Source organism: Pseudomonas sp. B19(2017) (assembly GCF_002113165.1).
Taxonomy (GTDB): domain Bacteria; phylum Pseudomonadota; class Gammaproteobacteria; order Pseudomonadales; family Pseudomonadaceae; genus Aquipseudomonas.
In genome coordinates this window covers 290,961-315,633 of the sequence record NZ_NEJR01000005.1, presented here as the reverse complement: position 1 = coordinate 315,633, position 24,673 = coordinate 290,961, and the positions used below count along the sequence as shown (strand labels likewise).

Genomic DNA, 24,673 nt, shown 5'->3' with positions numbered 1-24,673 from the left:
TCCACCGCGTCGCCTGTTTCGCGGGCTTGCCCGCTCCCACAGGTACTGCGCATGGCTTGAGGTCAGCGCGGTCGGGTGGGAGCTGGCTTGCCGGCGATGAGGCCAGCGCAGGCCACGACAATCATCGCTCACGCAGCCGCTTGTACAGCGTGGTGCGGCTGATCCCCAGCCCGCGCGCCACCGCCGACAGGTTGCCGTTGGCTTGCTCCACCAGTGTCTGCAGGTCTGCCTCTTCGCTCGCAACCGGCACCGGCACCTGTGACTCGGCGAGAAAACCCGCAGGCAGGTGTTCCAGGCCGACAGGCCCATTACCCGCCAAGGCCAGCGCCACCTGCAGCACACTCACCAGTTCGCGCACATTACCCGGCCAGGGGTGCTGATCGAAAAGCTCGATAATCGCCGCAGGCAGCCGCGCGGGCTGCCCGGGTTCGCGGTAGCGGGCATGCAACTGTTCGATCAGCTGCCGGCGGTCGCTGCGCTCGCGCAGCGGCGGCAACACCACTGCCAGCCCGGCGATGCGGTAATACAGGTCCTGGCGAAAGCGCCCGGCGCGCACCTCTTCGGCCAGGTCGCGGTTGCTTGCCGACACCACGCGGATATCCACCGCCACCGGCTCGCCGCTGCCCAATGGCTGGATGCTGCGCGTTTGCAGAACGCGCAGCAGCCGGGCCTGGGTGGGCAACGGCATGTCGCCGATTTCATCGAGAAACAGGATGCCGTGATGGGCCTTGCGGATCAGCCCCGGATTGCCCTTCTGGTGGGCGCCGGTGAACGCGCCCTTGTCGTAGCCGAACAGCTCCGATTCCACCAGCTCGGCCGGGATCGCCGCGCAGTTGACCGCGACCAGCGGCTGGCTGGCCCGGCTGCTGGCCCGGTGCAAGGTATCGACGAATACCTCCTTGCCGACCCCGGTTTCACCCTGTACCAGTACCGGGATGTCCTTTTCCAGCAGCAGGCCGGCTTGCGCCAAGGCTTTCTCCAGGCGTGGTTCGGTGCTGCCGGGGGCGTGGCGGCCGCGGGCCTCGCGCGGTGGCTGCCACTGGCAATGAAAGCGGTTGCGCCCGATGGCTTGCAGGGCGAAGGGCTGCTGGCGCGGATGGCTGAGCAGCTGTTGCAAAGGCAACTGGAACAGTTGCGCGATGTTCTGCTGCAGCGGGTTGCCACCGAGCAGGGTGTCGGCGCGGTGATTGGCGGCCAGCACCTGCCCGTGCTCATCGAACACCAGCAGGCCGGCCCACGGGCTGTCGAGGTTGTCGGAAGCGCTGTTGAAGATCAGTTGCGTGTGCTTGTCGGCATGCTCGGCGAGGATCAGGCGGTTCTCCAGGCTCTGGCCCATCATGCGTACCAGGCCCAGGGTCTGGCTGGCGGGCAGGTAGCCGTCGCTGGCGACATCGAGCACCCCGACCAGCTGCCGCTCGGCATCGAACAGCGGCGCGGCGGCGCTGGACATGTAGCGGTTCTGGCGCAGGAAGTGCTCGTCCTGGCCCACGTGGACCGCCTCGGCGCAGACCAGCGCGGTGCCAAGGGCATTGGTGCCGACGCCGCGCTCGTGCCAGTGGGCACCGGCGCTGAAGCCATGCTGCTGGCGCGGCTCGATGAAACGCCGCGAGCCCCAGCTGTCGAGCAGGCAGCCGCTGGCATCGGCCAGCATCACCAGGTAGCTGGCATTGCCCAGCAGGTGCGCATATTGCGGCAGCACCGCTTCGCGGGTCAGGCGCAGCAGGGCCTGGCGCCGCTCCAGCAGGGCACTGAGCTCGGCGTGGGTCAGGCAGTCGAAGTCCGGGGCGTGCTGGGGTTGCAGGCCGTAGTCGCGGCAGCGGGCCCAGGAGGCCTGGATCAGTTGGGCATGCGGTGAAGCGGATGCGGCCATGGGTCTGTCCTGTGTGATTGTTGTCATGGAGCCGACCGCTGTTCAGTGTTGTGCACGGTTGTTCAATGTCAAACCGGCAAGTGTTCAGTTGTTCAGTGTTTGTGTTCACTTGTGAACCTGCGATTGGCCGGAGTTTGCCTGCCGGCCCCGGGCCAGACGCTCGCGGTGCAACTGGCACGAAACTGGCTCTACCTGGCAGACAATAACCACAAGAAGGCCATGCCATGTCTCTGGTGCTGGAACAGGTCAGCCGCAGCGTCGACAACCAGGCCTGGATCGTCGATGCCTCACTGCGTTTCGAGCCCGGCTCGTTCAACGTGCTGCTGGGCCGTACCCTGGCCGGCAAGACCAGCCTGATGCGCCTGATGGCCGGGCTCGACCGCCCGGACCGGGGGCGGGTGCTGATGGATGGCCAGGATGTGACTGGCGTGCCGGTGCGCCAGCGCAATGTGTCGATGGTGTATCAGCAGTTCATCAATTACCCGACCCTCAGCGTGTACGAGAATATTGCGTCTCCGCTGCGCCAGGCTCGCATGGCCGAGCCGCAGATCCGCCGGAGGGTGCAGGAAACCGCCGAGATGCTGCGTATCGAAGCCTACCTGCAGCGCCTGCCGCTGGAGTTGTCCGGTGGCCAGCAGCAACGCACGGCTATGGCCCGTGCGCTGGTCAAGGATGCCTCCCTGATCCTGTTCGACGAGCCTCTGGTCAACCTCGACTACAAGCTGCGCGAGGGCCTGCGCCAGGAGCTGCGCGAGCTGTTCGCGGCGCGCCACTGCATTGCCGTGTATGCCACCACCGAGCCCAACGAGGCGCTTGCACTGGGCGGCACTACCACCCTTGTGCATGAGGGCCGCATCGTCCAGAGCGGGCCTACCGCCGAGGTTTACCAGCGCCCGGGCAGCGTGCTGGCTGCCGAGCTGTTTTCCGAACCACCGATCAACCTGGTGCCTGGCCATATCAGTGGCAACGATGTGAGCCTGGCCCAGGCCGTGCACTTTGCCCGCAATGCCGACTTGCAGGCGCTTGCCGAGGGCGACTACCGCTTTGGCGTACGGCCAAGCCACATCAGCCTGGTGCCGGCCCATGACGATGACCTGGAATTGTCGGTGCTCGTGGAACTGGCCGAGATCAGTGGCTCAGAGACCTTCCTGCATGTGCGCAACGAACACTGGCGCATGATCCTGCACCTGCCGGGGGTGCACGAATACCAGGTGGATACGCCTATCCGCGTGTTCATTCCCACCCACAAGCTGTTCGTGTTCGACAGCGTCGGGGCGCTGGTGCAGGCCCCGGGGCTGCGCCAGACAAGGAGAGGGTGATGGCCGAAATTCGCCTGCGCCAACTGGCGCACAGCTACAGCCGCCAGCCTGCCAGCGAGGCGGACTACGCCCTGCACGCGCTGGAACATGTGTGGGAGCAGGGCGGTGCCTACGCTTTGCTCGGGCCGTCGGGCTGCGGCAAGTCAACCTTGCTCAACATCATTTCCGGGCTGCTGACACCGTCCCACGGCGAGGTGCTGTTCGACGGCAAACCGGTCAATCAGCTGTCACCGCAGGCACGCAACATCGCTCAGGTGTTCCAGTTTCCTGTGGTGTACGACACCATGACGGTGTTCGACAACCTGGCGTTTCCCTTGCGCAACCAAGGGCTGGACGAAGCCCGGGTGCAGGCCCGGGTGGAGGAGATTGCCGAGGTGCTCGACCTGTCGGCCGTGCTGCGCAAGAAAGCGCGCAACCTCAGTGCCGACGAAAAGCAGAAGGTCTCCATGGGGCGTGGCCTGGTGCGCGATGACGTGTCGGCGATCCTGTTCGACGAGCCGCTTACGGTGATCGACCCGCACCTGAAGTGGAAACTGCGGCGCAAGCTCAAGCAGATCCACGAGCAGTTCAACATCACCATGATCTACGTCACCCACGATCAGCTGGAGGCCTCGACGTTCGCCGACAAGATCGCGGTGATGCACGGCGGGCGCATTGTCCAGTTCGGTACTCCGCGCGAACTGTTCGAGCGGCCGCGGCATACCTTCGTCGGTTACTTCATCGGCAGCCCGGGGATGAACCTGATCGAGGTGCGCGCCGAAGCGGACGGGGTGGTATTCGGCGATATTCACCTGCAACTGCCCGACGGCTTGCGCCAGCGCCTGGCAGCGAACGCGGGCGGGCGCTTGCAGGTGGGCATCCGCCCGGAGTTCGTGCAGCTGTGGGACAGCCCGTTCGATGACGCCTACCCGGCACAGGTGCTGGATGTCGAAGACCTGGGTACCTACCGTATTGTCACCCTCGAACTGGGCGGTGTCGCGCTCAAGGCGCGCCTGGGCGAGGACCGCCCGCTGCCGGTGGCCCAGGCCTGGGTCAGCCTGCCGGCGCAGTGGCTGATGCTGTACCTGGACGATGTGCTGCTGGAGGCCGGGCCATGAACAAGGTGCCGAATAACAAGGCCTGGTGGCTGGTGCTGCCGGTGTTTCTGTTGGTGGCTTTCAGTGCGGTGGTGCCGATGATGACGGTGGTCAACTACTCGGTGCAGGACATCTTCGACCAGTCCAACCGTTACTTCGTCGGCGCCGACTGGTATCGCCAGGTGCTACGCGACCCGGCGCTGCACGATGCGCTGCTGCGCCAGTTCATCTATTCCGCGTGCGTGCTGCTGATCGAGATCCCGCTGGGCATCGCCATTGCCCTGACCATGCCGACCAAAGGGCGCATGGCCTCGGTGTGCCTGATCGTCATGGCCATCCCGCTGCTGATCCCGTGGAACGTGGTCGGCACCATCTGGCAGATTTTCGGCCGGGCCGACATCGGCCTGCTCGGTGCCACCCTGGCCAGGCTCGGGGTCAGCTACAACTACGCCGGCGACCCGTTCGATGCCTGGCTGACCGTGCTGGTGATGGACGTGTGGCACTGGACATCGCTGGTGGCGTTGCTCTGCTATTCGGGGCTGCGCGCCATCCCCGATGTGTACTACCAGGCGGCGCGCATCGACCGCGCCTCGGGTTGGGCGGTGTTCCGCCATATTCAGTTGCCCAAGCTGAAGAACGTGTTGCTGATCGCGGTGATGCTGCGCTTCATGGACAGCTTCATGATCTACACCGAGCCCTTCGTGCTGACCGGCGGCGGGCCCGGCAATGCCACCACCTTCCTCAGCCAGACCCTCACGCGCATGGCCGTGGGGCAGTTCGACCTGGGTCCGGCGGCGGCGTTCTCGCTGGTGTACTTCCTGATCATCCTGCTGGTGTCGTGGCTGTTCTACACAGCCATGACCCATGCCGACAAGGACTAGGCCATGAGCAAGCGCAAATCGCTGGCCCTGCTGCTGTACTTCTTCTTCCTGCTGGTGCCGATCTACTGGCTGCTGAACATGTCGTTCAAGCCCAACACCGAGATCCTCGGCGGCCTGTCGCTGTGGCCACAGGCGTTCACGCTCGACAACTACCGGGTGATCTTCACCGATGCCAGCTGGTACAGCGGCTACATCAATTCGCTGTACTACGTGTGCCTGAACACGCTGATTTCGCTGCTGGTGGCGCTGCCTGCGGCATATGCCTTCTCGCGCTACCGCTTCCTCGGTGACCGGCACCTGTTCTTCTGGCTGCTGACCAACCGCATGGCGCCACCGGCGGTGTTCCTGCTGCCGTTCTTCCAGCTGTATTCGTCGATCGGCCTGTTCGATACCCATATCGCCGTGGCCCTGGCCCACTGCCTGTTCAACGTGCCGCTGGCGGTGTGGATCCTCGAAGGGTTCATGTCCGGTGTGCCGAAGGAAATCGACGAAACGGCCTACATCGACGGCTACAGCTTCCCGCGCTTCTTCGTGAAGATATTCGTTCCGCTGATTGGTTCCGGCATCGGCGTAACGGCGTTTTTCTGTTTCATGTTCTCCTGGGTCGAGCTGCTGCTGGCGCGCACCCTGACCTCGGTGAATGCCAAGCCGATCGCTGCGGTGATGACCCGTACCGTGTCGGCTTCGGGCATCGATTGGGGCGTACTGGCGGCGGCGGGGGTACTGACCATCCTGCCGGGCATGCTGGTGATCTGGTTCGTGCGCAACCACGTGGCCAAGGGCTTCGCCCTGGGCCGGGTATGAGGAGGGCAAAGCATGGAGTGGATGGCCTGGACCTTGCCGACGGCGCTGTTCTTCGCCGCCGTCGGCGTGCTGCTGCTGGGCATGACCCTGCTCGAACTGCGCCGCCCCTGCGTGGAGCGGCGCGGCTTCCTGCCGCTAGTCACCAGCCGTGGCGACCGCTTGTTCATCGGCCTGCTGGCCAGCGCCTACCTGCATTTGCTGGTGGTTGGCGTCAGCGAGTGGCCATTGTGGGTGGCCTCGCTGCTGTCGCTGGCGTGGCTGGTGGTGGTACTGCGCTGGGGCTGAGCGAGCGGCCCTGTGGGTTAACTGAAACGGGAGATCACAATGTTCGACAACAAGTACAACAGGCGACATTTGACCCTGGCCGCGTTGCTGGTACTGGCCAGCGTGCAGGGCACAGCCTGGGCCGACCAGTACGAAGACGCGGCAAAGAAGTGGCTCGATAGCGAGTTCAAGCCTTCGACCCTTACCCCTGAGCAGCAGCTGGCCGAGTTGAAGTGGTTCATCAAGGCTGCCGAGCCGTTTCGTGGCATGAAGATCAACGTGGTATCGGAAACCATCACCACCCATGAATACGAGTCCAAGGTGCTGGCCAAGGCTTTCAGCGAGATCACCGGTATCCAGCTGACCCACGACCTGCTGCAGGAAGGCGACGTGGTGGAAAAGCTGCAGACACAGATGCAGTCGGACAAGAACATTTATGACGGCTGGGTCAACGACTCCGACCTGATCGGTACGCACTTTCGCTACGGCAAGGTGGAATCGATCACCGATCTGATGGCCAATGAGGGCAAGGACTACACCTCGCCGACCCTGGACCTGAAGGACTTCATCGGCATTTCCTTTACCACCGCGCCGGATGGCAAGGTTTACCAGCTACCCGATCAGCAGTTCGCCAACCTGTACTGGTTCCGCGCCGACTGGTTCGAACGGCCCGAGCTGAAGGCCAGATTCAAGGAAAAGTACGGTTACGAGCTTGGCGTACCGGTTAACTGGTCAGCCTACGAGGACATTGCCAAGTTCTTTACCGAAGACGTCAAGGAAATCGACGGCAAACGCGTCTATGGCCATATGGACTACGGCAAGAAAGACCCGTCGCTGGGCTGGCGCTTCACCGATGCCTGGTTCTCCATGGCCGGTGGCGGCGACAAAGGTTTGCCCAATGGCTTGCCTGTGGACGAATGGGGCATCCGCGTCGAGGACTGCCATCCGGTGGGGTCCAGCGTGACCCGAGGCGGCGACACCAACGGCCCGGCTGCTGTCTATGCCACCCAGAAGTACGTGGACTGGATGCGTGCCTATGCGCCCAAGGAAGCCCAGGGCATGACCTTCTCCGAAGCTGGCCCGGTGCCGGCCCAGGGCAACATCGCCCAGCAGATCTTCTGGTACACCGCGTTTACCGCCGACATGACCAAGCCCGGCTTGCCGGTGGTGAATGCCGACGGCACGCCGAAGTGGCGCATGGCGCCTTCGCCGAAGGGGCCGTACTGGGAGGAGGGTATGAAGCTGGGCTACCAGGACACCGGTTCATGGACCTTCTTCAAGTCCACCCCCGAGAAGCAACGCCTGGCGGCCTGGCTGTACGCCCAGTTCGTCACCTCCAAGACCGTGTCGCTGAAAAAGACCATCGTCGGCCTCACGCCAATTCGTGAGTCGGATATCAACTCCCAGGCCATGACCGAGCTGGCGCCCAAGCTGGGCGGGCTGGTGGAGTTCTACCGCAGCCCGGCGCGGGTACAGTGGACGCCGACCGGTACCAACGTGCCGGATTACCCGCGGTTGGCGCAGTTGTGGTGGAGCCACATCGCCGAAGTGGCCAGCGGCGAAAAGACCCCGCAGGAAGCGCTGGACGGCCTGGCCCGTGACCAGGACCGGATGATGGAACGCTTGCAGCGGTCCAACGCCCAGGCCACCTGCGCACCAAAGCTGAACCCGGAGAAGGACGCCCAGTACTGGTTCGACCAGCCCGGGGCGCCGAAACCGAAACTGGCCAACGAAAAGCCCAAGGGCGAAACGGTCAGCTACAACGAACTGCTGAAGTCGTGGGAGGCGGCCAGAAAGTGATCGGCTGAGTACCGCGCCGGCTTCTTCGCGGGCTTGCCCGCTCCCACGGGTACCCCGCGCGCAGTACCTGTGGGAGCGGGCAAGCCCGCGAAGAGGCCGGTAAACCCAGTGCATGGTTTACGGGCAAAAAAAACGGCACCTGCCAGAGGTGCCGTTTTCATATCACGCGGTATTACTTGTGCAGCTCTTCTGCCGCATACAGCGTGTTTTCAAGCAGGCATGCCCGGGTCATCGGCCCGACGCCGCCCGGCACCGGCGTGATCCAGCCGGCGCGGGGCAGGGCGGTCTCGTAGACCACATCGCCGACCAGCTTGCCGTCTTCCTGGCGGTTGATGCCCACGTCGATGACGATGGCACCTTCCTTGATCCACTCACCCTTGACCAGGCCCGGCTTGCCTGCGGCTACTACCACCAGGTCGGCGCGGCCGACATGGCCGGCGAGGTCCTTGGTGAAACGGTGGCAGACGGTCACGGTGCAGCCGGCCAGCAGCAGCTCCATGGCCATCGGGCGGCCAACGATGTTGGACGCACCGACGATGACCGCGTTCATGCCGTACAGGTCCTGGCCGGTGCTTTCCAGCAGGGTCATGATGCCCTTCGGCGTGCACGGGCGCAGCAGCGGGATGCGCTGGGCCAGGCGGCCGATGTTGTACGGGTGGAAGCCGTCCACGTCCTTGTCCGGGCGGATGCGCTCGAGCAGCAGCGAGGCGTCCAGGTGTGCCGGCAGTGGCAACTGCAGCAGGATACCGTCGACGGCCGGGTCGTCATTGAGGCGGTCGATCAGCTCGGTCAGGGCCTGCTGCGTGGTTTCGCTGGGCAGGTCGAACGCCTGCGAAATGAAGCCGACCTCTTCGCAGTCCTTGCGCTTGTGCGAGACATAGACTTGGGAGGCGGGGTCGGTGCCGACCAGGATCACCGCCAGGCCCGGCGTACGCAGGCCTTGCTGGCGACGCTCCACGACACGTTGAGCGATCTGCTGGCGCAGGCTGGCGGCGATCGCCTTGCCATCGATTAGGTGTGCAGTCATAGACGCGTGATTAACCATCGAGAAGGAAACAATTAAAGAGGGCGTATTCTCGCACGACACGGGCCAAGGGCAAAGGCGGGTGGTCGGGCAAATCCCCTAAGCCCTTAAATAATTTAAATTTTTTTGAGAAAGGTGTTGACGACTATCAGGCCCGCCTATAAGATTCGCCGCACTTGTCGGGCACAGCCTAGCACTGGTTGGCGAAGTCGGGCAGAATGAGTGGTTTAGCAGTTACCTGTTAATGTCTCGTTCGGTTAGGCTTCAAGCTTAAGCGCCCGTAGCTCAGCTGGATAGAGCATCCGCCTTCTAAGCGGATGGTCGCAGGTTCGAGTCCTGCCGGGTGCGCCATTAGGCAGCTTTGGCAAGCAAGTAGGCTGTAATGCGATATGGTGGGCGTAGCTCAGTTGGTAGAGCGCTGGATTGTGATTCCAGTTGTCGTGGGTTCGATTCCCATCGTCCACCCCATATTCTTCAAAGGCGCCTCGATAGCATCTGGCGCCTTTGTTTTAAGCGTTACGCGGACGTGGTGAAATTGGTAGACACACTGGATTTAGGTTCCAGCGGCGCAAGCTGTAAGAGTTCGAGTCTCTTCGTCCGCACCATGCTTCTGTAGGGCTGTACCGCAACATCGCAAGACTGCAATATGGTGGGCGTAGCTCAGTTGGTAGAGCGCTGGATTGTGATTCCAGTTGTCGTGGGTTCGATTCCCATCGTCCACCCCATATTTTTCGAAGGCGCCTTGATCGTGAGATTGGGCGCCTTTTTGTTTTGGGTTGGCTGTGGCGTGCATGTCTTGGGTGTTCTGGCGCCTGTGAGATCGAGCGCCGCCCGCGCGGCGCTCGATCTCACAGGAGGCGCTGAAAATGTCATGGCGAACTCGCTGAAAATGCCCTGGCGAACCACCTCCCGGCCAAATCGCATCCCGCCCCTTGCAATCCTCTGGTGACACCCCAATAAAAGCTGTTAGATTTCAGCCGGTTGAAACACCGGCCCAGCTGGCCGGCAGAGGAACAACCCAATGATCGCAAAAGAAGCCCGTCAGGCCCTGGCGCTACAGCGCTTTGCCGAGGCCAACCCGCAGCTGCTGGAAGAGATCCGCGGTCTGGATGCGCGCGAGCAGGCCCAGCAGATCGAGTGGGCGTTCGAGGGTGCGGCCGAGGAGCAGGGGGTCCAGCCTTGGGAGTTGGCCTTGCAACTGATCGCCGAAACCCCCGAGCAGCTGCAGGCCATGCGCCTGGAGACGCATCGCGAGGTCGCCGAGGCGCTGGGGATGGAATGGGAGGAGTACTGCCAGTTCAACGAGATCGACCCTGAATAAGGGAAGCGAATTCGGTCGTGGCAGTTGTTTGACAAGGTATTTCGGTCGCAGGTCGCCCCGGGCGTCGTGCGGCCCCTATTGAAGCAGGCCCTGCGCCATGGCGTGCGGGCCTTGAAAGTTAATCGACCGGCGTGGTTTCCCGTCGTCCCGAGTGGGGTGACTTCTGCTGCGCGACTCACTAGAATGCTTGCCCTTGATTCTGGAGTCGGGCTAACGCCGGCTAACGTCTGTGCAACGAGGAATATCCATGCAAGTTTCTGTTGAAAACACTTCCGCTCTCGAGCGCCGCATGACCATCGCCGTTCCGGCCGAGCGCGTCGAGAACGAAGTCAACAAGCGTCTGCAACAGACTGCCAAGCGCGCCAAGGTTGCCGGCTTCCGCCCGGGCAAAGTGCCGATGAGCGTGATCCGTCAGCGTTTCGAAGCCGATGCCCGTCAAGAGGCTTTCGGTGACCTGGTCCAGGCTTCCTTCTACGAAGCCATCGTCGAGCAGAAGCTGAACCCGGCTGGCGCCCCTGCAGTAGAGCCGAAGTCCTTCGAAAAGGGCAAGGACCTGGAATTCGTCGCCATCTTCGAAGTGTTCCCGGAATTCACCGTTGCCGGCCTCGAGTCGATCAGCGTCGAGCGCCTGAGCGCCGAAGTGGCTGACGCCGACCTGGACAACATGCTGGAAGTGCTGCGCAAGCAGAACACCCGTTTCGAGGCCGTCGAGCGCGCCGCGCAGAACGACGACCAGGTCAACATCGACTTCGTCGGCAAGGTCGACGGTGAAGTGTTCGCCGGTGGTTCGGCCAAGGGCACCCAGCTGGTACTGGGCTCCGGCCGCATGATCCCGGGCTTCGAAGACGGCCTGGTTGGCGCCAAGGCTGGCGAAGAGCGCGTTGTCAACGTGACCTTCCCTGAGGATTACCAGAACCTGGACCTGGCTGGCAAAGCTGCCGAGTTCACCATCACCGTCAACAGCGTTGCCGCGCCTGTGCTGCCAGAGCTGAACGAAGAGTTCTTCGCCCAGTTCGGCATCAAGGAATCGACCCTGGAAGGCTTCCGCACCGAAGTTCGCAAGAACATGGAGCGTGAACTGCGCCAGGCCATCAAGGCCAAGGTGAAGAACCAGGTCATGGACGGCCTGCTGGCCGCCAACCCGATCGAAGTGCCAAAAGCCCTGCTGGAAAACGAAGTCAACCGTCTGCGCGTGCAGGCTGTTCAGCAGTTCGGTGGCAACATCAAGCCTGAGCAACTGCCAGCCGAGCTGTTCGAAGAACAAGCCAAGCGCCGTGTGGTCCTGGGCCTGATCGTGGCCGAAGTGGTCAAGCAGTTCGAACTGAAGCCGGACGAAGGCAAGGTTCGCGAAATGATCGAAGAAATGGCTTCGGCTTACCAGGAGCCTGAGCAGGTCATCGCCTGGTACTACAAGAACGACCAGCAACTGAACGAAGTCCGTTCGGTTGTGCTGGAAGAACAAGTTGTAGATACTGTTCTGCAGAAAGCGACTGTGACCGACAAGTCGGTCTCGTACGAAGATGCCGTTAAACCAGCACAGGCTCCAGCCGCCGCTGAGTAACAGGCTTCTCTCGTAGGAAACCCCCACAAGCCAGCCTTCGAGCTGGCTTGTGCGTATTCAAGCCATGACTATTTGGGAGTGAGCGCAGGACATGTCCCGCAATTCTTATATTCAGCAGAGCTCTGACATCCAGGCCGCAGGCGGCCTGGTCCCGATGGTTATCGAGCAGTCCGCCCGTGGCGAACGCGCTTACGACATCTACTCGCGCCTGTTGAAGGAGCGTGTGATCTTCCTGGTTGGCCCGGTAGAGGACTACATGGCCAACCTCGTCGTCGCGCAACTGCTGTTCCTTGAAGCGGAAAACCCGGACAAGGATATCCATCTGTACATCAACTCGCCGGGCGGTTCCGTCACCGCCGGCATGTCGATCTATGACACCATGCAGTTCATCAAGCCGGACGTCTCGACCATCTGCATCGGCCAGGCCTGCAGCATGGGCGCCTTCCTGCTGGCTGCAGGTGCCAAGGGCAAGCGTCACTGCCTGCCGAACTCGCGCGTGATGATCCACCAGCCGCTGGGCGGCTTCCAGGGTCAGGCCACCGATATCGAGATCCACGCCCAGGAAATCCTCAATATCAAGGCCCGCCTGAACGAGCTGCTGGCTTACCACACCGGCCAGGATCTCGAGACCATCAAGCGCGATACCGAACGTGACAACTTCATGAGCGCCTCGCGCGCGGCCGAGTACGGCCTGATCGACTCGGTCTACGACAAGCGGCAACTGGCCTCCTGAACCGGGGTGCCAGAGCAGGTGGGCGCGGAAAGCGCCTACCTGCGGACTTGAAAAAGCCCGCAATTGCCTTCATCTTGTGTTGCAAGCCTACCGGATTGGATCGATCGAATGACTGACACCCGTAACGGCGAGGACAGCGGCAAATTGCTTTATTGCTCCTTCTGCGGCAAAAGCCAGCACGAAGTGCGCAAACTGATTGCCGGGCCCTCGGTATTTATCTGCGACGAGTGCGTCGACCTGTGCAACGACATCATCCGTGAGGAGGTGCAGGAAGCCCAGGCCGAGAGCAGCGCGCACAAATTGCCTTCGCCGAAAGAAATCAGCGGTATCCTGGACCAGTACGTCATTGGTCAGGAACGCGCGAAGAAGGTGCTTGCCGTAGCGGTGTACAACCACTACAAGCGCCTGAACCAGCGTGACAAGAAGGGTGACGAAGTCGAACTCGGAAAGAGCAACATCCTGCTCATCGGGCCGACCGGCTCGGGCAAGACCCTGCTCGCCGAAACCCTTGCACGCCTGTTGAACGTACCGTTCACCATTGCTGACGCCACCACCCTGACCGAAGCCGGTTACGTGGGTGAAGACGTCGAGAACATCATCCAGAAGCTGTTGCAGAAGTGCGACTACGACGTGGAAAAGGCCCAGATGGGCATTGTCTACATCGACGAAATCGACAAGATCTCGCGCAAGTCGGACAACCCGTCCATCACCCGTGACGTTTCGGGCGAGGGCGTGCAGCAGGCGCTGCTGAAGCTGATCGAAGGCACCGTTGCTTCGGTTCCGCCGCAAGGTGGCCGCAAGCACCCGCAACAGGAATTCCTGCAGGTCGACACCCGCAATATCCTGTTCATCTGTGGTGGCGCCTTCTCCGGCCTGGAAAAGGTCATCCAGAACCGTTCCACCAAGGGTGGCATCGGTTTTGGCGCCGAAGTCCGCAGCAAGGAAGAGGGCAAGAAGGTTGGCGAGTCCCTGCGTGAGGTCGAGCCGGACGATCTGGTCAAGTTTGGCCTGATCCCGGAGTTCGTCGGTCGCCTGCCGGTACTGGCAACCCTCGACGAGCTGGACGAGGCTGCGCTGATGCAGATCCTCACCGAGCCGAAGAACGCCCTGACCAAGCAGTATGCCAAGCTGTTCGAGATGGAAAGCGTCGACCTCGAGTTCCGCAGCGATGCGCTCAAGGCCGTGGCGCGCAAAGCCCTGGAGCGCAAGACCGGCGCCCGTGGCCTGCGTTCGATCCTCGAAGGCGTGCTGCTCGACACCATGTACGAGATTCCTTCGAAGAAGGATGTCAGCAAGGTGGTGATCGACGAGAGCGTCATCGATGGCACCTCGCAGCCGCTGATGATCTACGAGAACAGCGAGCCGCAAGCCAAGGCCGCGCCGGACGCCTGATCCAGGCAACGGCCGGTTGACGGTGCAAGCAAGAAGGGGGCCTACGGGCCCCTTTCTGCTTTTCCTGCGCTAGCGCTTGTAATTTCCCAGGCGTGCCCCCACATTAGGTCCAAGCATCATTTCCACCGGTTTCCGGCCACAAGGCCGCTGTAGAGGCGAAATCATGAAGACCACCCTCGACTTGCCTCTTTTGCCATTGCGCGATGTCGTTGTTTACCCGCACATGGTTATCCCGCTGTTCGTGGGGCGCGAAAAGTCCATCGAAGCCCTTGAGGCAGCGATGACGGGCGAAAAGCAGATTCTCCTGCTGGCCCAGAAAAACCCGGCCGACGATGACCCGGGCGAAGATGCCCTGTACCGCGTCGGTACCGTTGCCACCGTGCTGCAATTGCTGAAACTGCCCGATGGCACCGTCAAGGTGCTGGTCGAAGGTGAGCAGCGCGGCGCCGTGGAGCGTTTCAGCGAAGTAGAAGGGCACATCCGTGCCGAAGTTTCCCTGATCGACGAAGCCGATGCCGCCGAGCGCGAGTCGGAAGTATTCGTGCGCACGCTGCTGTCGCAGTTCGAGCAGTACGTGCAGTTGGGCAAGAAAGTCCCTGCAGAAGTGCTGTCGTCGCTGAACAGCATCGAAGAGCCAGGGCGCCTGGTCGACACCATGGCCGCACACATGGCCCTGAAGATCGAGCAGAAACAGGAAATTCTCGAAATCGTCGACCTGCCGACCCGTGTCGAACACGTACTGGCATTGCTGGATGCCGAAATCGACCTGCTGCAGGTCGAAAAGCGCATTCGTGGTCGGGTCAAGAAGCAGATGGAGCGCAGCCAGCGCGAGTACTACCTGAATGAGCAGATGAAGGCCATTCAGAAAGAGCTCGGCGATGGCGACGAAGGCCACAACGAAGTCGAAGAGCTGAAAAAGCGCATCGAAGCCGCTGGCCTGCCCAAGGACGCACTGGCCAAGGCCCAGGCCGAACTGAACAAGCTCAAGCAGATGTCGCCGATGTCTGCCGAGGCCACCGTGGTCCGCTCCTACCTCGACTGGCTCGTGCAGGTGCCGTGGAAGGCTCAGAGCAAGGTGCGCCTGGACCTGGCCAAGGCCGAGGAAATCCTCGATGCCGACCACTATGGCCTGGAAGAGGTCAAGGAGCGCATCCTCGAGTACCTCGCCGTGCAAAAGCGCGTCAAGAAAATCCGCGGCCCGGTCCTGTGCCTGGTCGGCCCGCCCGGCGTCGGCAAGACCTCGCTGGCCGAGTCGATCGCCGCTGCCACCAACCGCAAGTTCGTGCGCATGGCCTTGGGGGGCGTGCGTGACGAGGCCGAGATCCGTGGCCACCGCCGTACCTACATTGGTTCCATGCCTGGCCGTCTGATCCAGAAGATGACCAAGGTGGGGGTGCGCAACCCGCTGTTCCTGCTGGACGAAATCGACAAGATGGGCAGCGACATGCGTGGCGACCCGGCCTCGGCACTGCTCGAAGTACTCGACCCGGAGCAGAACCACAACTTCAACGACCACTACCTGGAGGTCGACTACGACCTCTCGGACGTGATGTTCCTGTGCACCTCGAACTCGATGAACATTCCGCCGGCGCTGCTCGACCGGATGGAAGTCATTCGCCTGCCGGGTTACACCGAGGACGAGAAGATCAACATCGCGGTCAAGTACCTGGTGCCCAAGCAGGTCAAGGCCAATGGCTTGAAGAAGGACGAGCTGGAAGTCGATGTCTCGGCGATTCGCGACATCATTCGTTTCTACACCCGCGAAGCCGGTGTGCGTGGCCTGGAGCGGCAAATCGCCAAGGTCTGCCGCAAGGTGGTCAAGGAACATACCGGGCAGAAGCAGGTCAAGGTCAAGGTGGCCAGCGAGCAGCTGGAGCACCTGCTGGGCGTGCGCAAGTTCCGCTACGGTCTGGCCGAGCAGAAGGACCAGATCGGCCAGGTCACCGGCCTGGCCTGGACCCAGGTGGGCGGCGAACTGCTGACCATCGAAGCCGTGGTCATCCCCGGCAAGGGCCAGTTGATCAAGACCGGCTCGCTGGGCGATGTCATGGTCGAGTCGATCACCGCCGCGCAGACCGTGGTACGCAGCCGCGCTCGCAGTCTGGGGATTGCCGCCGACTTCCATGAGAAGCACGACGTGCATATCCACATGCCTGAAGGCGCCACGCCGAAGGACGGCCCAAGTGCCGGTATCGGCATGTGCACCGCGCTGGTGTCGGCGCTGACGCAGATTCCGGTACGTGCCGATGTGGCCATGACCGGCGAAATCACCCTGCGTGGCCAGGTGCTGGCGATTGGCGGGTTGAAGGAAAAGCTGCTGGCGGCACACCGCGGCGGGATCAAGACGGTGATCATTCCCGAGGAGAATGTTCGCGATCTGAAGGAGATTCCGGAAAATATCAAACAGGATCTTCAGATCAAACCGGTCAAATGGATTGACGAAGTCCTGCAAATTGCGCTGCAATACGCCCCGGAGCCCTTGCCAGATGTGGCTCCGGAGATTGTCGCGAAAGATGAAAAGCGCGACGGCGATGCTAAGGAAAGAATCAGCACGCACTAGTAGTTTTTGGCTGGGGGGCTTTCCTTGACAGTTTTTTCGGGGCCTTGCTATAAAGCGGCACGCTATTGTCATCAGGCCACCCAGCGCACGTTTCATAAGCTTTTCATTACATACTTAGAAACAAACTCAATAGAGAAATAAGGGGACTTAGAGTGAACAAGTCGGAACTGATTGACGCTATCGCCGCATCTGCTGACATCCCGAAAGCTGTAGCCGGCCGTGCGCTGGACGCAGTCATCGAATCCGTCACCGGCGCCCTGAAGCAAGGTGACGATGTGGTACTGGTTGGCTTCGGTACCTTCTCGGTCAAGGAGCGTGCTGAGCGCACCGGCCGCAACCCGCAAACCGGTAAGGCAATCAAGATCGAAGCCGCCAAGGTTCCAGGTTTCAAGGCTGGCAAAGGCCTGAAAGACGCCGTCAACTAAGTCGTCTCTTTCAGCCGGATCTGGCCTGGCCAGATCCGAGCACGGTGATGGCGGGAGGTGAACCTTCCCGCCTGACACGTTTGCTAAGAAAAGGCGCATCCTCGGATGCGCCTTTCTTTTATCAGGTTTCTACCCACGCTCCGCGGTTGTCGACGCAGTGGTACAGCCGTTTCTGGGGGACGCATGCTGCAAAATATCAGGGACAATTCACAAGGTTGGATTGCCAAGACCATCATCGGCCTTATCGTCGTGTTGATGGCGTTGACCGGCTTCGAAGCCATTTTCCAGGCCGCCACCCATAGCCAGGACGCCGCCAAGGTGAACGGCCAGACCATCAGCCAGAACGAGCTGAGCCAGGCGGCCGACATGCAGCGCCGTCAGCTGATGCAACAGTTGGGCAAGGATTTCGACCCGGCGCTGCTGGACGACAAAATGCTGCGTGAAGAGGCACTCAAGGGCCTGATCAGCCGCAAGCTGCTGCTGCAAGGCGCCGAAGATGCCAAATTCGCCTTCTCCGACGCCGCACTGGATCAGGTGATCCTGCAGACACCGGAGTTCCAGGTGGACGGCAAGTTCAGTGCCGACCGTTTCGACCAGGTCATTCGCCAGATGGGCTATGGCCGCATGCAGTTCCGCGACATGCTCGCCGAAGAAATGCTCATCGGCCAGCTGCGCACCGGCCTGGCCGGCAGCAGCTTCGTCACCGACCAGCAGGTCGATGCCTTTGCTCGCCTCGAGAAGCAGACCCGCGACTTCGCTTCCCTGACCTTCAAGGCCGACCCGGCCGCGGTCAAGGTCAGCGATGAAGAGGTCAAGGCGCACTACGACCAGCATGCCAAGGAGTTCATGTCGCCAGACCAGGTTGTGATCGACTACATCGAGCTGAAGAAGTCGGCGTTCTTCGACCAGGTCAAGGTGACCGACGAGGAGCTCAAGGCCCAGTACGATAAGGAAATCGCCAACCTTGCCGAGCAGCGCCATGCCGCGCACATTCTCATCGAGGTCAACGACAAGGTCACCGACGCCCAGGCCAAGGCCCGCGCTGAAGAGATCGAGCAGCGTCTGGCCAAGGGTGAAGACTTTGCCGCGCTGGCCAAGGAGTTCTCCCAGGACCCGGGTTCGGCCAATAGCGGCGGCGACCTTGGCTTCGCTGGCCCGGGCGTTTACGACCCGGCGTTCGAGGATGCGCTGTACAAGTTGCAGGATGGCCAGGTCTCGGCGCCGGTGCGCACCGAGTTCGGCTACCACCTGATCAAGCTGCTGGGTGTGCAGGCACCTGAGGTGCCGAGCTTTGCCAGCCTGAAGGACAAGCTGACACGTGACCTGAAGATCCCGCTGGTCGAACAGCGTTACGTCGATGCCAGCAAGCAACTGCAGGATGCCGCCTACGAGGCTTCCGACCTGGCCCAGCCGGCCCAGGACCTGAACCTGAAGGTGCAGACTTCCGCAGCCTTCGGCCGCGAGGGTGGCGAAGGCATCACTGCCAACCGTTCCGTAGTGCAGGCCGCATTCTCCGAAGAAGTGCTGGAGGAGGGTGCCAACAGCACCGCCATCGAGCTCGACCCGGAAACCACCGTGGTGCTGCGCGTCAAGGAGCACCGCAAGCCGGAGCAACTGCCGCTGGACGCCGTGGCCAAGAACATTCGCGAACACCTGGCCAAGGAGAAGGCAACTGCCGAGCTCAAGGCCAAGGCGGACAAGCTGATTGCCGGCTTGCGTGACGGTTCTATCGCAGCGGGCAGTGTGCACGAAGGGCAGGGCTGGAAGGCCTATGAAGCAGTTACCCGCGGCGAGGACGGTATAGACCCGGCCGAGTTGCAGGCGCTGTTCCGCCTGGGCAAGCCGCAGGCCAAGGACAAGCCGGTATATGGCAGCGTGGTGCTGCGTGACGGTAGCCTGGTGGTTCTGCAGCTCAAGGGCGTCAACGAAGGTGCTGCTGCCACCGACGAAGAGAAGCAGCAGATCCGCCGCTACCTCGCGTCGCGTGCTGGCCAGCAGGACTTCGCGGCGTACCGCAAGCAGCTGGAAGCCAAGGCGGACATCACCCGTTACTAAGGTGATGGATGCATGAACGAACAGGCCGCCTTGAGCGGCCTGTTTCGTTTCTGTTGTCTGTGCCGGCCTCTTCGCGGGCTTGCCCGCTCCCACGGTGAACCTGTGGGAGCGGGCGAGCCCGCGAAGAGGCCGCCACAAGCAGCACAAGGCCTAGCGCTTCACCCCTTCATAGCTATCCAGCGTATCCCGAGCAATTTCCCGCCCCAAGGCAATCAGCTCCGGCGCCTTGTAGAACTCGAAAAACCGGCACACCCGTTTGGGCACGTTGATCAGTACATCCGGTGGATAGCCGGCGATCTTGTATTGCGCCAACGAGGTCTGCATGACCTCGAAGCTCTGGTTGATCAGGTCCAGCAGTGAGGCGGGCCCCACGTTGTCGATGATGAACGAACCGGTCGCCGACTTCGGCGCACCTTCGCGTTCCGGTGCCGCCGCCGGTTGCTGGCCTTCCGGGTCGGCGGCATCGGCCAGCCACGGGTTCGGCTGCGCCAGCCCTTCGGCGACGATTTCCTGCTCGATGCGGATCAACTCCTCGGCCGGCTTGCGTCGGAACGGCAAGCGCGAGCCTAGCGAGCTGAGCAGGGCATCGAAACGCATCTTGAACGCCGCCGGGCGCTCGATCACCGGTAACTGGTACTGCTTCTGGTTGGTGGCGTTGAGGTTGACCGCGATGATCAGGTCACAGTGGCTGGACACCACTGGCACGATCGGCAGTGGGTTGAGAATGCCGCCGTCGACCAGCATGCGGTTGCCTTGCATCACTGGGGTGAACAGGCTGGGGATGGCTGCCGAGGCGCGCATGGCCTGGTGCAGGCAGCCCTCCTGGAACCAGATTTCCTGCTGGTTGGTGAGGTCGGCAGCAACCGCCGTGTAGGGGATGCGCAATTGCTCGATGTTGATCTCGCCGACGATCTTGCGAATTTGCCCGAACACCTTGTCGCCGCGAATTGCGCCGAGGCGAAAGCTGACATCGACCAGGCGCAACACATCCAGGTAGTCGAGGCTCTCGATCCAGTTGCGGTAGTCTTCCAGCTTGCCGGCGGCATAGATGCCACCGATCACCGCGCCCATGGAACAGCCGGCGATGCAGGCGATGTCGTAGCCGCGGCGCTCGATTTCCTCGATCACGCCGATGTGTGCATACCCCCGGGCTCCACCTGAACCCAGTACCAGTGCCACGCGTTTGCTCATGAACATTCCCCGGCCAGTGCAACCATGGTTCTACAATGCACCCATCGCCACCTGTGCTTCAATGTGCATCGCGCTAAGCTACTGTAATAAAACTGGCTGGGCCAAGCTGGCTGGGCAGGGCACTTTTCAGCTGCCGGGGCGTCGAACAGCCTACATTTTTTTCCATTGAGGTATTACCGATGAAAGCCTGGATCTGCCTTCCACTGATCGCCTTGGCCCTTGCTGGCTGCGCGGGCAAGACGGCCTATCGCGAAAGTTGCGCGACCCAACTGGATGCCGCCTGGAAGGAGCTGGACCTGGCCAAGGCCGAAGGCTTTGCCGGTGCCGTGAGTTACTCCAAGGCCTTGTCGCTGCTGACCGGTGCCAAGACCCAGCAGCAGTTCGAAGGTTATGAAAGTTGTACCAGAAAAGCCGAAAAGGCCCGTTTCTACATTCGTGAGTCTCGCGCCGGGCGCTGACCAAGGAGCGTCTTTCAATGTCTGCAATGCTCGATCACGTGGTTGCCCAGATAGTGGCCTTGCAGGTGCGCCTGCTGGCCTGTCGCGAACGCCTGGCTGCCGATACCGACAGCGAGGCCTTGCATGACCTGCGCACCACCCTGCGGCGCCTGCGCAGCCTGCTGCGGCCACTGCGTGGGTTGCCAGGGGTCGAGCAACTCGAGGACGCCGCCAAGTCGTTGGGTACCCTGACCACGCCGCTGCGTGACCGTGAGGTGTTGGCGGCTGAGCTGATCGGGCGTGGTTTTGCCCAGGCCGGGCAACTGCGCCTGGAAGGCCGTGACAGGACCTTCGCCAGTGTTGCCGCCAGCCCGCAGCTGACCCGGGTGCTGGCGATTGTCGACGCGTTTCCGCTGTTCCTGCGCGCAGCCGGCCGCGAAGGGTTGGTCAAGGGGCTGGAAAAGCGTGTCGACAAACGCCTGGTCAAACAGTGGCGCAAGTTGCATAAAGCGTTGCAGGACCCGGCCCACGATCGCCACCGCCTGCGCTTGCTGATCAAGCGTGCGCGCTATGGCGACGAGGCCTACCCGCAGCTCGACCATGCGGGCAAGCAATTGCGGCGCTTGCTGAAGCAGGCCCAGGGCGACCTGGGTGACTGGCATGACCGCCTGCAATGGTTGTTGCAGGCGCGCGAGCATGCCGACCTGGCACCATGCAAGGTTGCCTGGGAGCAGGAATTGCACGAGGCCGAGCGCCATTCGGATTTGACGCTGGCGGCATTGCAGCAGGCGCTGGAGCGGCGAAAGCCCGAAAAATGACCGATATGCGGGCTGATCGGCAAGGGTTTGCTGGCTAGGATGGGCAGACCCTTTCGCAGCAGGCAGGACCGGCCAATGAATTTCAACCAACTGCTCGACGCCGTGCGGGCCAACCCCGATGCGGTGAGCATCCCGCCCAGCTGGGCCCAGGGCCGCGCAGCCTTCGGCGGGCTGATGGCGGCCATGGTATATGAAGCCATGCGCCAGAAAATCTCCGATGGCCGCCCCGTGCGCTCGTTGGCCATCAGCTTCGTGGCGCCGGCCGCGGCGGATGTGCCGATCCGCTTCGAGGTGGAGGCGCTGCGTGAAGGCAAAGCCGTCAGCACCTTGCTGGGGCGTGCCATTCAAAACGGCCAGGTGGTAACCCTGGTGCAGGGTAATTTCGGTGCAGGGCGGCCGTCGGTGGTCGATGTACCGGCGTTGCCGGCCACGGAAATGAAAGCGCTCGAAGAGGCCGCTTCCGAGCTACCCCATATCAAAGGCGTTACCCCGGAGTTCATGCAGCATGTGGCCTTGCGCTGGACGGTGGGCGGGTTGCCGTTCAGTGGCAATCAGTCGCGCCAGATGGGCGGCTGGGTACGTTTGCGCGGCGTGGCCGAAGAGCCGGTCAACGAGGCACACCTGCTGGCGTTGGTCGATGCCTGGCCGCCGAGCCTGATGCCTTTTCTCAAGCAGCCTGCTGCCGGCAGTACGTTGACCTGGACCATCGAATTCATGCAGCCCACGGCGCAGTTGTCGACCCTGGACTGGTGCCACTATTGCGTGGAAACCGAATATGCGCGGGATGGTTATGGGCATGCCGCTGCTGCCTTGAGGACGGCGCAGGGCGAGTTGCTGGCCTTGAGCCGGCAGACGGTTACCGTGTTTGCCTAGCAGATACGTGCCGGCCTGCACGCTTTCCTGTAGGAGCGGCCTTGTGTTGCGAAAGGGCCGCAAAGCGGCCCTGGCAATCTTCACGGCGAAGCTGTAAATCCGGGGCTGCTGCGCAGCCCTTTCGCGACACAAGGCCGCTCCTGCAAAAGTTTGTGCGTGATTGGAGCATCAATGGCGATGCTTGTGCCGTTCCCGCCAGGCCTTCCACCAGGCCCCGCTCAGCAAGAAGCGTGGAAAGGTGATGAACTGCTCGGTCAGCAGGCGTTGCACGGCATCCTTGCGGTTGGCGAAGGGCTCGGGTTGCTCGGCTTCCAGGCGATGGCCCTGGCGCTGCAGGCCCAGGCCGGCAATCAATGCAATGACGCCAACGGCAATCTGGCCCGGATCCAGGCCGAACAGCCCGGACAGAATCAGCAATGCGCCAAGAATGAACAACGGCACGGCGATCAGGTGCAGCACCAGGTTGGTCGGGTGGCGGTGGTTGTGGTGGTAGCCGCGCCATTGCCAGGCGGGCAGGTTGGGCAGGCGTTTGCTCATGGGCATTTCCTCTCGGTCATGCCCAAAGCTTAGTGCGGCCTCCAGGAGGGAGCCAATCGAGGCTGGCTATGGTGACTATAGCTTGAGCTGGCCAATGGCCTTGTTCAGTTCACCGGCCAGGGTTGCCAGTTCGCTGCTGGTGGTCGCCGAGCCCACGGTCTGCTGCACGGTTTGTTCAGTGACATCACGGATGCTCACTACGGCGCGGTTCATTTCTTCGGCTACCTGGCTTTGCTGCTCGGCTGCCACGGCAATCTGGGTGTTGCTTTCGCGCATTTGCGCCACGGCACCGGTAATCTCGGCCAGTGCTTCGCCGGCCTCCTGGGCCTGCCTGACGCAGTCGTCGGCCTTGTACGAGCTTTCCTGCATGAACTCCACTGCATCGCGGGTGCCAGACTGCAGGGCCGAGACCATGGTGGTGATCTCGTCGGTGGAGGTTTGCACGCGCTTGGCCAGGTTGCGCACTTCATCGGCCACCACTGCAAAGCCGCGGCCCAGGTCGCCGGCGCGCGCGGCTTCGATGGCAGCATTGAGGGCCAGCAGGTTGGTCTGCTCGGCGATGCTGTGGATCACACTGACCACGCCATTGATCTTCTGACTGTCTTCGGCCAGTTGGCGGATCATCTCGGCGGTTTGCTGCACGCCGCTGGACAACCCGGAAATCGAATCCTGAACCCGGCTGACCACCTCCTGGCCGCTACCGGCCAGGGTGTCGGCTGTTTGTGACAGGTCACGGGTGGCGCCAGCATGCTGGGCGATGTGGTGTACCGTAGCCGACATTTCGTTGATGGCGGTAGCGGCCTGGTCGGTCTCGCTCTGCTGGCCGAGCATGCCGTGGCGCACGTCGCTCATGCTTGCGGCCAGGCGAGCGGCGCCGGAGTCCAGTTGCGCAGCGGTGTGGGCGACGGTACTGACCACGCGATGGTAGGTCGCCTGCATGGCATTGAAGGCCCCGGCCATCTGGCCGACCTCGTCGCCACAGGCCAGCGGCACTCGGGCCGAAAGGTCGCCGGTTTTTTCCACGTGCAGCATCACGTCTTTGAGGGTGTTGAGCTGGCTGAGCAGAAAGCGGATCAGCAGCTGCGAGGCGCCGAGCATGGCCAGCATCAGGATCAGTACACATACCGCGTAGTTGCTGAAGCGGTCGAAGAACACCTGGCGCAGGCTTGGCGACTGGGCCAGCACGGCCATTTGCTGATCGCCGTTGCGCAGTACCTGCGCGCCTTGTAGCGGGTTGTCGCCCAAGAGCCGGGCGGCGGGCAGCTCGACCCAGCCTTGGGCATCGCGCAGGGCCTCGAGGGGTTCGCCCGCGAAGGTGGGCGTTTGCCCGGCGGACCAGCTGATGACGTTGGCCGGGCGGGGCAGCGGCTGGCCGGCCGGCCATGCAGCCAGCAGTTGTGCCTGTGCAGCTGCCTGGGCCTGCGCGGCCTCGGCGCGTGCGCGCTGCTCCAGGTGTACGGCATAGAGCACCAGCAGCAAGGTCGTGACAAAGGCCACCGCGTTGACGGCCCAGAACTTGTACTTCAGGGAAACATTGCTAAGCCAGGCACCCATGGGCAGGTCTTCTCTGAGTTGAGCGGAAACAATATTGGCAAGGTGCCATCATTGTGCCTGCGCAAGCCAAGCCCTTTCTTGATGTGTATCAAGAAAATTCCTGCGCCTGTAATAGGTTTTCTTGGGACAACTAATTTGTACTGCCTGTACAGGCCTCATCGCCGGCAAGCCAGCTCCC

General features: G+C 62.2%; 21 protein-coding genes and 4 tRNA genes. 20 read left to right on the top strand and 5 right to left on the bottom strand.

Annotation, left to right across the window (positions count from 1 at the left end):
- Nucleotides 1–121 precede the first annotated feature (121 nt).
- A complete protein-coding gene (locus tag CAF70_RS10655) occupies nt 122–1,870 on the bottom strand; it encodes a sigma-54-dependent Fis family transcriptional regulator (RefSeq protein WP_085624731.1) in 1,749 nt (582 codons plus the stop codon).
- 224 nt (nt 1,871–2,094) lie between these two features.
- On the opposite strand from CAF70_RS10655, the gene CAF70_RS10650 reads away from it, so the two are divergent.
- From CAF70_RS10650 to CAF70_RS10625, 6 genes are read left to right on the top strand one after another with little or no spacing between them, the layout of a single operon-like run.
- Complete coding sequence (locus tag CAF70_RS10650; RefSeq protein ID WP_085624729.1) at nt 2,095–3,189, top strand: ABC transporter ATP-binding protein; 1,095 nt, start codon at nt 2,095–2,097, stop codon at nt 3,187–3,189.
- Nucleotides 3,189–4,286, top strand: coding sequence for an ABC transporter ATP-binding protein (locus tag CAF70_RS10645; RefSeq protein ID WP_085624727.1), 1,098 nt, complete (start codon nt 3,189–3,191; stop codon nt 4,284–4,286). The genes CAF70_RS10650 and CAF70_RS10645 overlap by 1 nt, the downstream gene beginning before the upstream one ends.
- Nucleotides 4,283–5,146 carry a carbohydrate ABC transporter permease gene (locus tag CAF70_RS10640; RefSeq protein ID WP_039614302.1) on the top strand — a complete coding sequence of 288 codons (864 nt, stop codon included), beginning with the start codon at nt 4,283–4,285 and terminating at the stop codon, nt 5,144–5,146. The genes CAF70_RS10645 and CAF70_RS10640 overlap by 4 nt, the downstream gene beginning before the upstream one ends.
- A gap of 3 nt (nt 5,147–5,149) precedes the next feature.
- The gene (locus tag CAF70_RS10635) at nt 5,150–5,950 is read left to right on the top strand and encodes a carbohydrate ABC transporter permease (protein WP_085624724.1); all 801 of its coding nucleotides are present in this window, start codon (nt 5,150–5,152) and stop codon (nt 5,948–5,950) included.
- Nucleotides 5,951–5,962: 12 nt separating this feature from the next.
- Nucleotides 5,963–6,235 carry a DUF2160 domain-containing protein gene (locus CAF70_RS10630; RefSeq protein ID WP_013971877.1) on the top strand — a complete coding sequence of 91 codons (273 nt, stop codon included), beginning with the start codon at nt 5,963–5,965 and terminating at the stop codon, nt 6,233–6,235.
- Between the two features lie 39 nt (nt 6,236–6,274).
- On the top strand, nt 6,275–8,014 hold the full coding sequence (locus tag CAF70_RS10625; protein ID WP_085624722.1) for an ABC transporter substrate-binding protein: 1,740 nt from the start codon (nt 6,275–6,277) through the stop codon (nt 8,012–8,014).
- A gap of 172 nt (nt 8,015–8,186) precedes the next feature.
- Here CAF70_RS10625 and folD read toward each other — a convergent pair whose 3' ends face one another.
- Complete coding sequence (gene folD, locus CAF70_RS10620; protein WP_013971879.1) at nt 8,187–9,041, bottom strand: bifunctional methylenetetrahydrofolate dehydrogenase/methenyltetrahydrofolate cyclohydrolase FolD; 855 nt, start codon at nt 9,039–9,041, stop codon at nt 8,187–8,189.
- A gap of 271 nt (nt 9,042–9,312) precedes the next feature.
- Between folD and CAF70_RS10615 the strand changes: the two genes are divergently transcribed.
- The 11 genes from CAF70_RS10615 (at nt 9,313) to CAF70_RS10565 (ending at nt 19,085) form a co-directional block, all read left to right on the top strand.
- Nucleotides 9,313–9,389 (top strand) — tRNA-Arg (locus CAF70_RS10615).
- A gap of 41 nt (nt 9,390–9,430) precedes the next feature.
- A tRNA-His gene (locus CAF70_RS10610) sits at nt 9,431–9,506 on the top strand.
- Nucleotides 9,507–9,558: 52 nt separating this feature from the next.
- A tRNA-Leu gene (locus CAF70_RS10605) sits at nt 9,559–9,643 on the top strand.
- Between the two features lie 44 nt (nt 9,644–9,687).
- Nucleotides 9,688–9,763, top strand: a tRNA-His gene (locus tag CAF70_RS10600).
- A 296-nt stretch (nt 9,764–10,059) separates the two neighbouring features.
- A complete protein-coding gene (locus CAF70_RS10595; protein ID WP_085624720.1) occupies nt 10,060–10,359 on the top strand; it encodes a DUF6388 family protein in 300 nt (99 codons plus the stop codon).
- Nucleotides 10,360–10,606: 247 nt separating this feature from the next.
- Nucleotides 10,607–11,920, top strand: coding sequence for a trigger factor (gene tig / locus CAF70_RS10590; RefSeq protein ID WP_085624718.1), 1,314 nt, complete (start codon nt 10,607–10,609; stop codon nt 11,918–11,920).
- 91 nt (nt 11,921–12,011) lie between these two features.
- The gene (gene clpP / locus CAF70_RS10585; RefSeq protein ID WP_003259400.1) at nt 12,012–12,653 is read left to right on the top strand and encodes an ATP-dependent Clp endopeptidase proteolytic subunit ClpP; all 642 of its coding nucleotides are present in this window, start codon (nt 12,012–12,014) and stop codon (nt 12,651–12,653) included.
- Between the two features lie 108 nt (nt 12,654–12,761).
- On the top strand, nt 12,762–14,045 hold the full coding sequence (gene clpX, locus CAF70_RS10580) for an ATP-dependent Clp protease ATP-binding subunit ClpX (RefSeq protein ID WP_025338419.1): 1,284 nt from the start codon (nt 12,762–12,764) through the stop codon (nt 14,043–14,045).
- 163 nt (nt 14,046–14,208) lie between these two features.
- Nucleotides 14,209–16,605 carry an endopeptidase La gene (lon, locus tag CAF70_RS10575; RefSeq protein WP_085624716.1) on the top strand — a complete coding sequence of 799 codons (2,397 nt, stop codon included), beginning with the start codon at nt 14,209–14,211 and terminating at the stop codon, nt 16,603–16,605.
- A gap of 152 nt (nt 16,606–16,757) precedes the next feature.
- Nucleotides 16,758–17,030 (top strand): nucleoid-associated protein HU-beta, encoded by a 273-nt coding sequence (gene hupB / locus CAF70_RS10570; RefSeq protein ID WP_003250246.1) that lies wholly within the window; start codon nt 16,758–16,760, stop codon nt 17,028–17,030.
- 183 nt (nt 17,031–17,213) lie between these two features.
- The gene (locus tag CAF70_RS10565) at nt 17,214–19,085 is read left to right on the top strand and encodes a SurA N-terminal domain-containing protein (protein ID WP_085624714.1); all 1,872 of its coding nucleotides are present in this window, start codon (nt 17,214–17,216) and stop codon (nt 19,083–19,085) included.
- Nucleotides 19,086–19,235: 150 nt separating this feature from the next.
- Here the strand turns inward: CAF70_RS10565 and CAF70_RS10560 are convergent, their stop codons facing one another.
- Nucleotides 19,236–20,276 (bottom strand): patatin-like phospholipase family protein, encoded by a 1,041-nt coding sequence (locus CAF70_RS10560; protein WP_085624759.1) that lies wholly within the window; start codon nt 20,274–20,276, stop codon nt 19,236–19,238.
- Nucleotides 20,277–20,455: 179 nt separating this feature from the next.
- On the opposite strand from CAF70_RS10560, the gene CAF70_RS10555 reads away from it, so the two are divergent.
- From CAF70_RS10555 to CAF70_RS10545, 3 genes are all read left to right on the top strand, one after another.
- Nucleotides 20,456–20,734 carry a hypothetical protein gene (locus CAF70_RS10555; protein WP_003259403.1) on the top strand — a complete coding sequence of 93 codons (279 nt, stop codon included), beginning with the start codon at nt 20,456–20,458 and terminating at the stop codon, nt 20,732–20,734.
- 17 nt (nt 20,735–20,751) lie between these two features.
- Nucleotides 20,752–21,531 carry a CHAD domain-containing protein gene (locus CAF70_RS10550; protein WP_085624712.1) on the top strand — a complete coding sequence of 260 codons (780 nt, stop codon included), beginning with the start codon at nt 20,752–20,754 and terminating at the stop codon, nt 21,529–21,531.
- A 75-nt stretch (nt 21,532–21,606) separates the two neighbouring features.
- Nucleotides 21,607–22,404, top strand: coding sequence for an acyl-CoA thioesterase II (locus tag CAF70_RS10545; RefSeq protein ID WP_085624710.1), 798 nt, complete (start codon nt 21,607–21,609; stop codon nt 22,402–22,404).
- 168 nt (nt 22,405–22,572) lie between these two features.
- Here CAF70_RS10545 and CAF70_RS10540 read toward each other — a convergent pair whose 3' ends face one another.
- Both CAF70_RS10540 and CAF70_RS10535 read right to left on the bottom strand, forming a co-directional pair.
- Complete coding sequence (locus CAF70_RS10540) at nt 22,573–22,941, bottom strand: Mpo1-like protein (protein ID WP_085624708.1); 369 nt, start codon at nt 22,939–22,941, stop codon at nt 22,573–22,575.
- 75 nt (nt 22,942–23,016) lie between these two features.
- Nucleotides 23,017–24,495, bottom strand: coding sequence for a methyl-accepting chemotaxis protein (locus tag CAF70_RS10535; RefSeq protein WP_085624706.1), 1,479 nt, complete (start codon nt 24,493–24,495; stop codon nt 23,017–23,019).
- Nucleotides 24,496–24,673: the final 178 nt, after the last annotated feature.

Coding starts and splice junctions, on each gene's coding strand:
- CAF70_RS10655 (WP_085624731.1), bottom strand. CDS start 1,870: ATGGCCGCATCCGCTTCACCGCATGCCCAACTGATCCAGGCCTCCTGG.
- CAF70_RS10650 (WP_085624729.1), top strand. CDS start 2,095: ATGTCTCTGGTGCTGGAACAGGTCAGCCGCAGCGTCGACAACCAGGCC.
- CAF70_RS10645 (WP_085624727.1), top strand. CDS start 3,189: ATGGCCGAAATTCGCCTGCGCCAACTGGCGCACAGCTACAGCCGCCAG.
- CAF70_RS10640 (WP_039614302.1), top strand. CDS start 4,283: ATGAACAAGGTGCCGAATAACAAGGCCTGGTGGCTGGTGCTGCCGGTG.
- CAF70_RS10635 (WP_085624724.1), top strand. CDS start 5,150: ATGAGCAAGCGCAAATCGCTGGCCCTGCTGCTGTACTTCTTCTTCCTG.
- CAF70_RS10630 (WP_013971877.1), top strand. CDS start 5,963: ATGGAGTGGATGGCCTGGACCTTGCCGACGGCGCTGTTCTTCGCCGCC.
- CAF70_RS10625 (WP_085624722.1), top strand. CDS start 6,275: ATGTTCGACAACAAGTACAACAGGCGACATTTGACCCTGGCCGCGTTG.
- folD (WP_013971879.1), bottom strand. CDS start 9,041: ATGACTGCACACCTAATCGATGGCAAGGCGATCGCCGCCAGCCTGCGC.
- CAF70_RS10595 (WP_085624720.1), top strand. CDS start 10,060: ATGATCGCAAAAGAAGCCCGTCAGGCCCTGGCGCTACAGCGCTTTGCC.
- tig (WP_085624718.1), top strand. CDS start 10,607: ATGCAAGTTTCTGTTGAAAACACTTCCGCTCTCGAGCGCCGCATGACC.
- clpP (WP_003259400.1), top strand. CDS start 12,012: ATGTCCCGCAATTCTTATATTCAGCAGAGCTCTGACATCCAGGCCGCA.
- clpX (WP_025338419.1), top strand. CDS start 12,762: ATGACTGACACCCGTAACGGCGAGGACAGCGGCAAATTGCTTTATTGC.
- lon (WP_085624716.1), top strand. CDS start 14,209: ATGAAGACCACCCTCGACTTGCCTCTTTTGCCATTGCGCGATGTCGTT.
- CAF70_RS10565 (WP_085624714.1), top strand. CDS start 17,214: ATGCTGCAAAATATCAGGGACAATTCACAAGGTTGGATTGCCAAGACC.
- CAF70_RS10560 (WP_085624759.1), bottom strand. CDS start 20,276: ATGAGCAAACGCGTGGCACTGGTACTGGGTTCAGGTGGAGCCCGGGGG.
- CAF70_RS10555 (WP_003259403.1), top strand. CDS start 20,456: ATGAAAGCCTGGATCTGCCTTCCACTGATCGCCTTGGCCCTTGCTGGC.
- CAF70_RS10550 (WP_085624712.1), top strand. CDS start 20,752: ATGTCTGCAATGCTCGATCACGTGGTTGCCCAGATAGTGGCCTTGCAG.
- CAF70_RS10545 (WP_085624710.1), top strand. CDS start 21,607: ATGAATTTCAACCAACTGCTCGACGCCGTGCGGGCCAACCCCGATGCG.
- CAF70_RS10540 (WP_085624708.1), bottom strand. CDS start 22,941: ATGAGCAAACGCCTGCCCAACCTGCCCGCCTGGCAATGGCGCGGCTAC.
- CAF70_RS10535 (WP_085624706.1), bottom strand. CDS start 24,495: ATGGGTGCCTGGCTTAGCAATGTTTCCCTGAAGTACAAGTTCTGGGCC.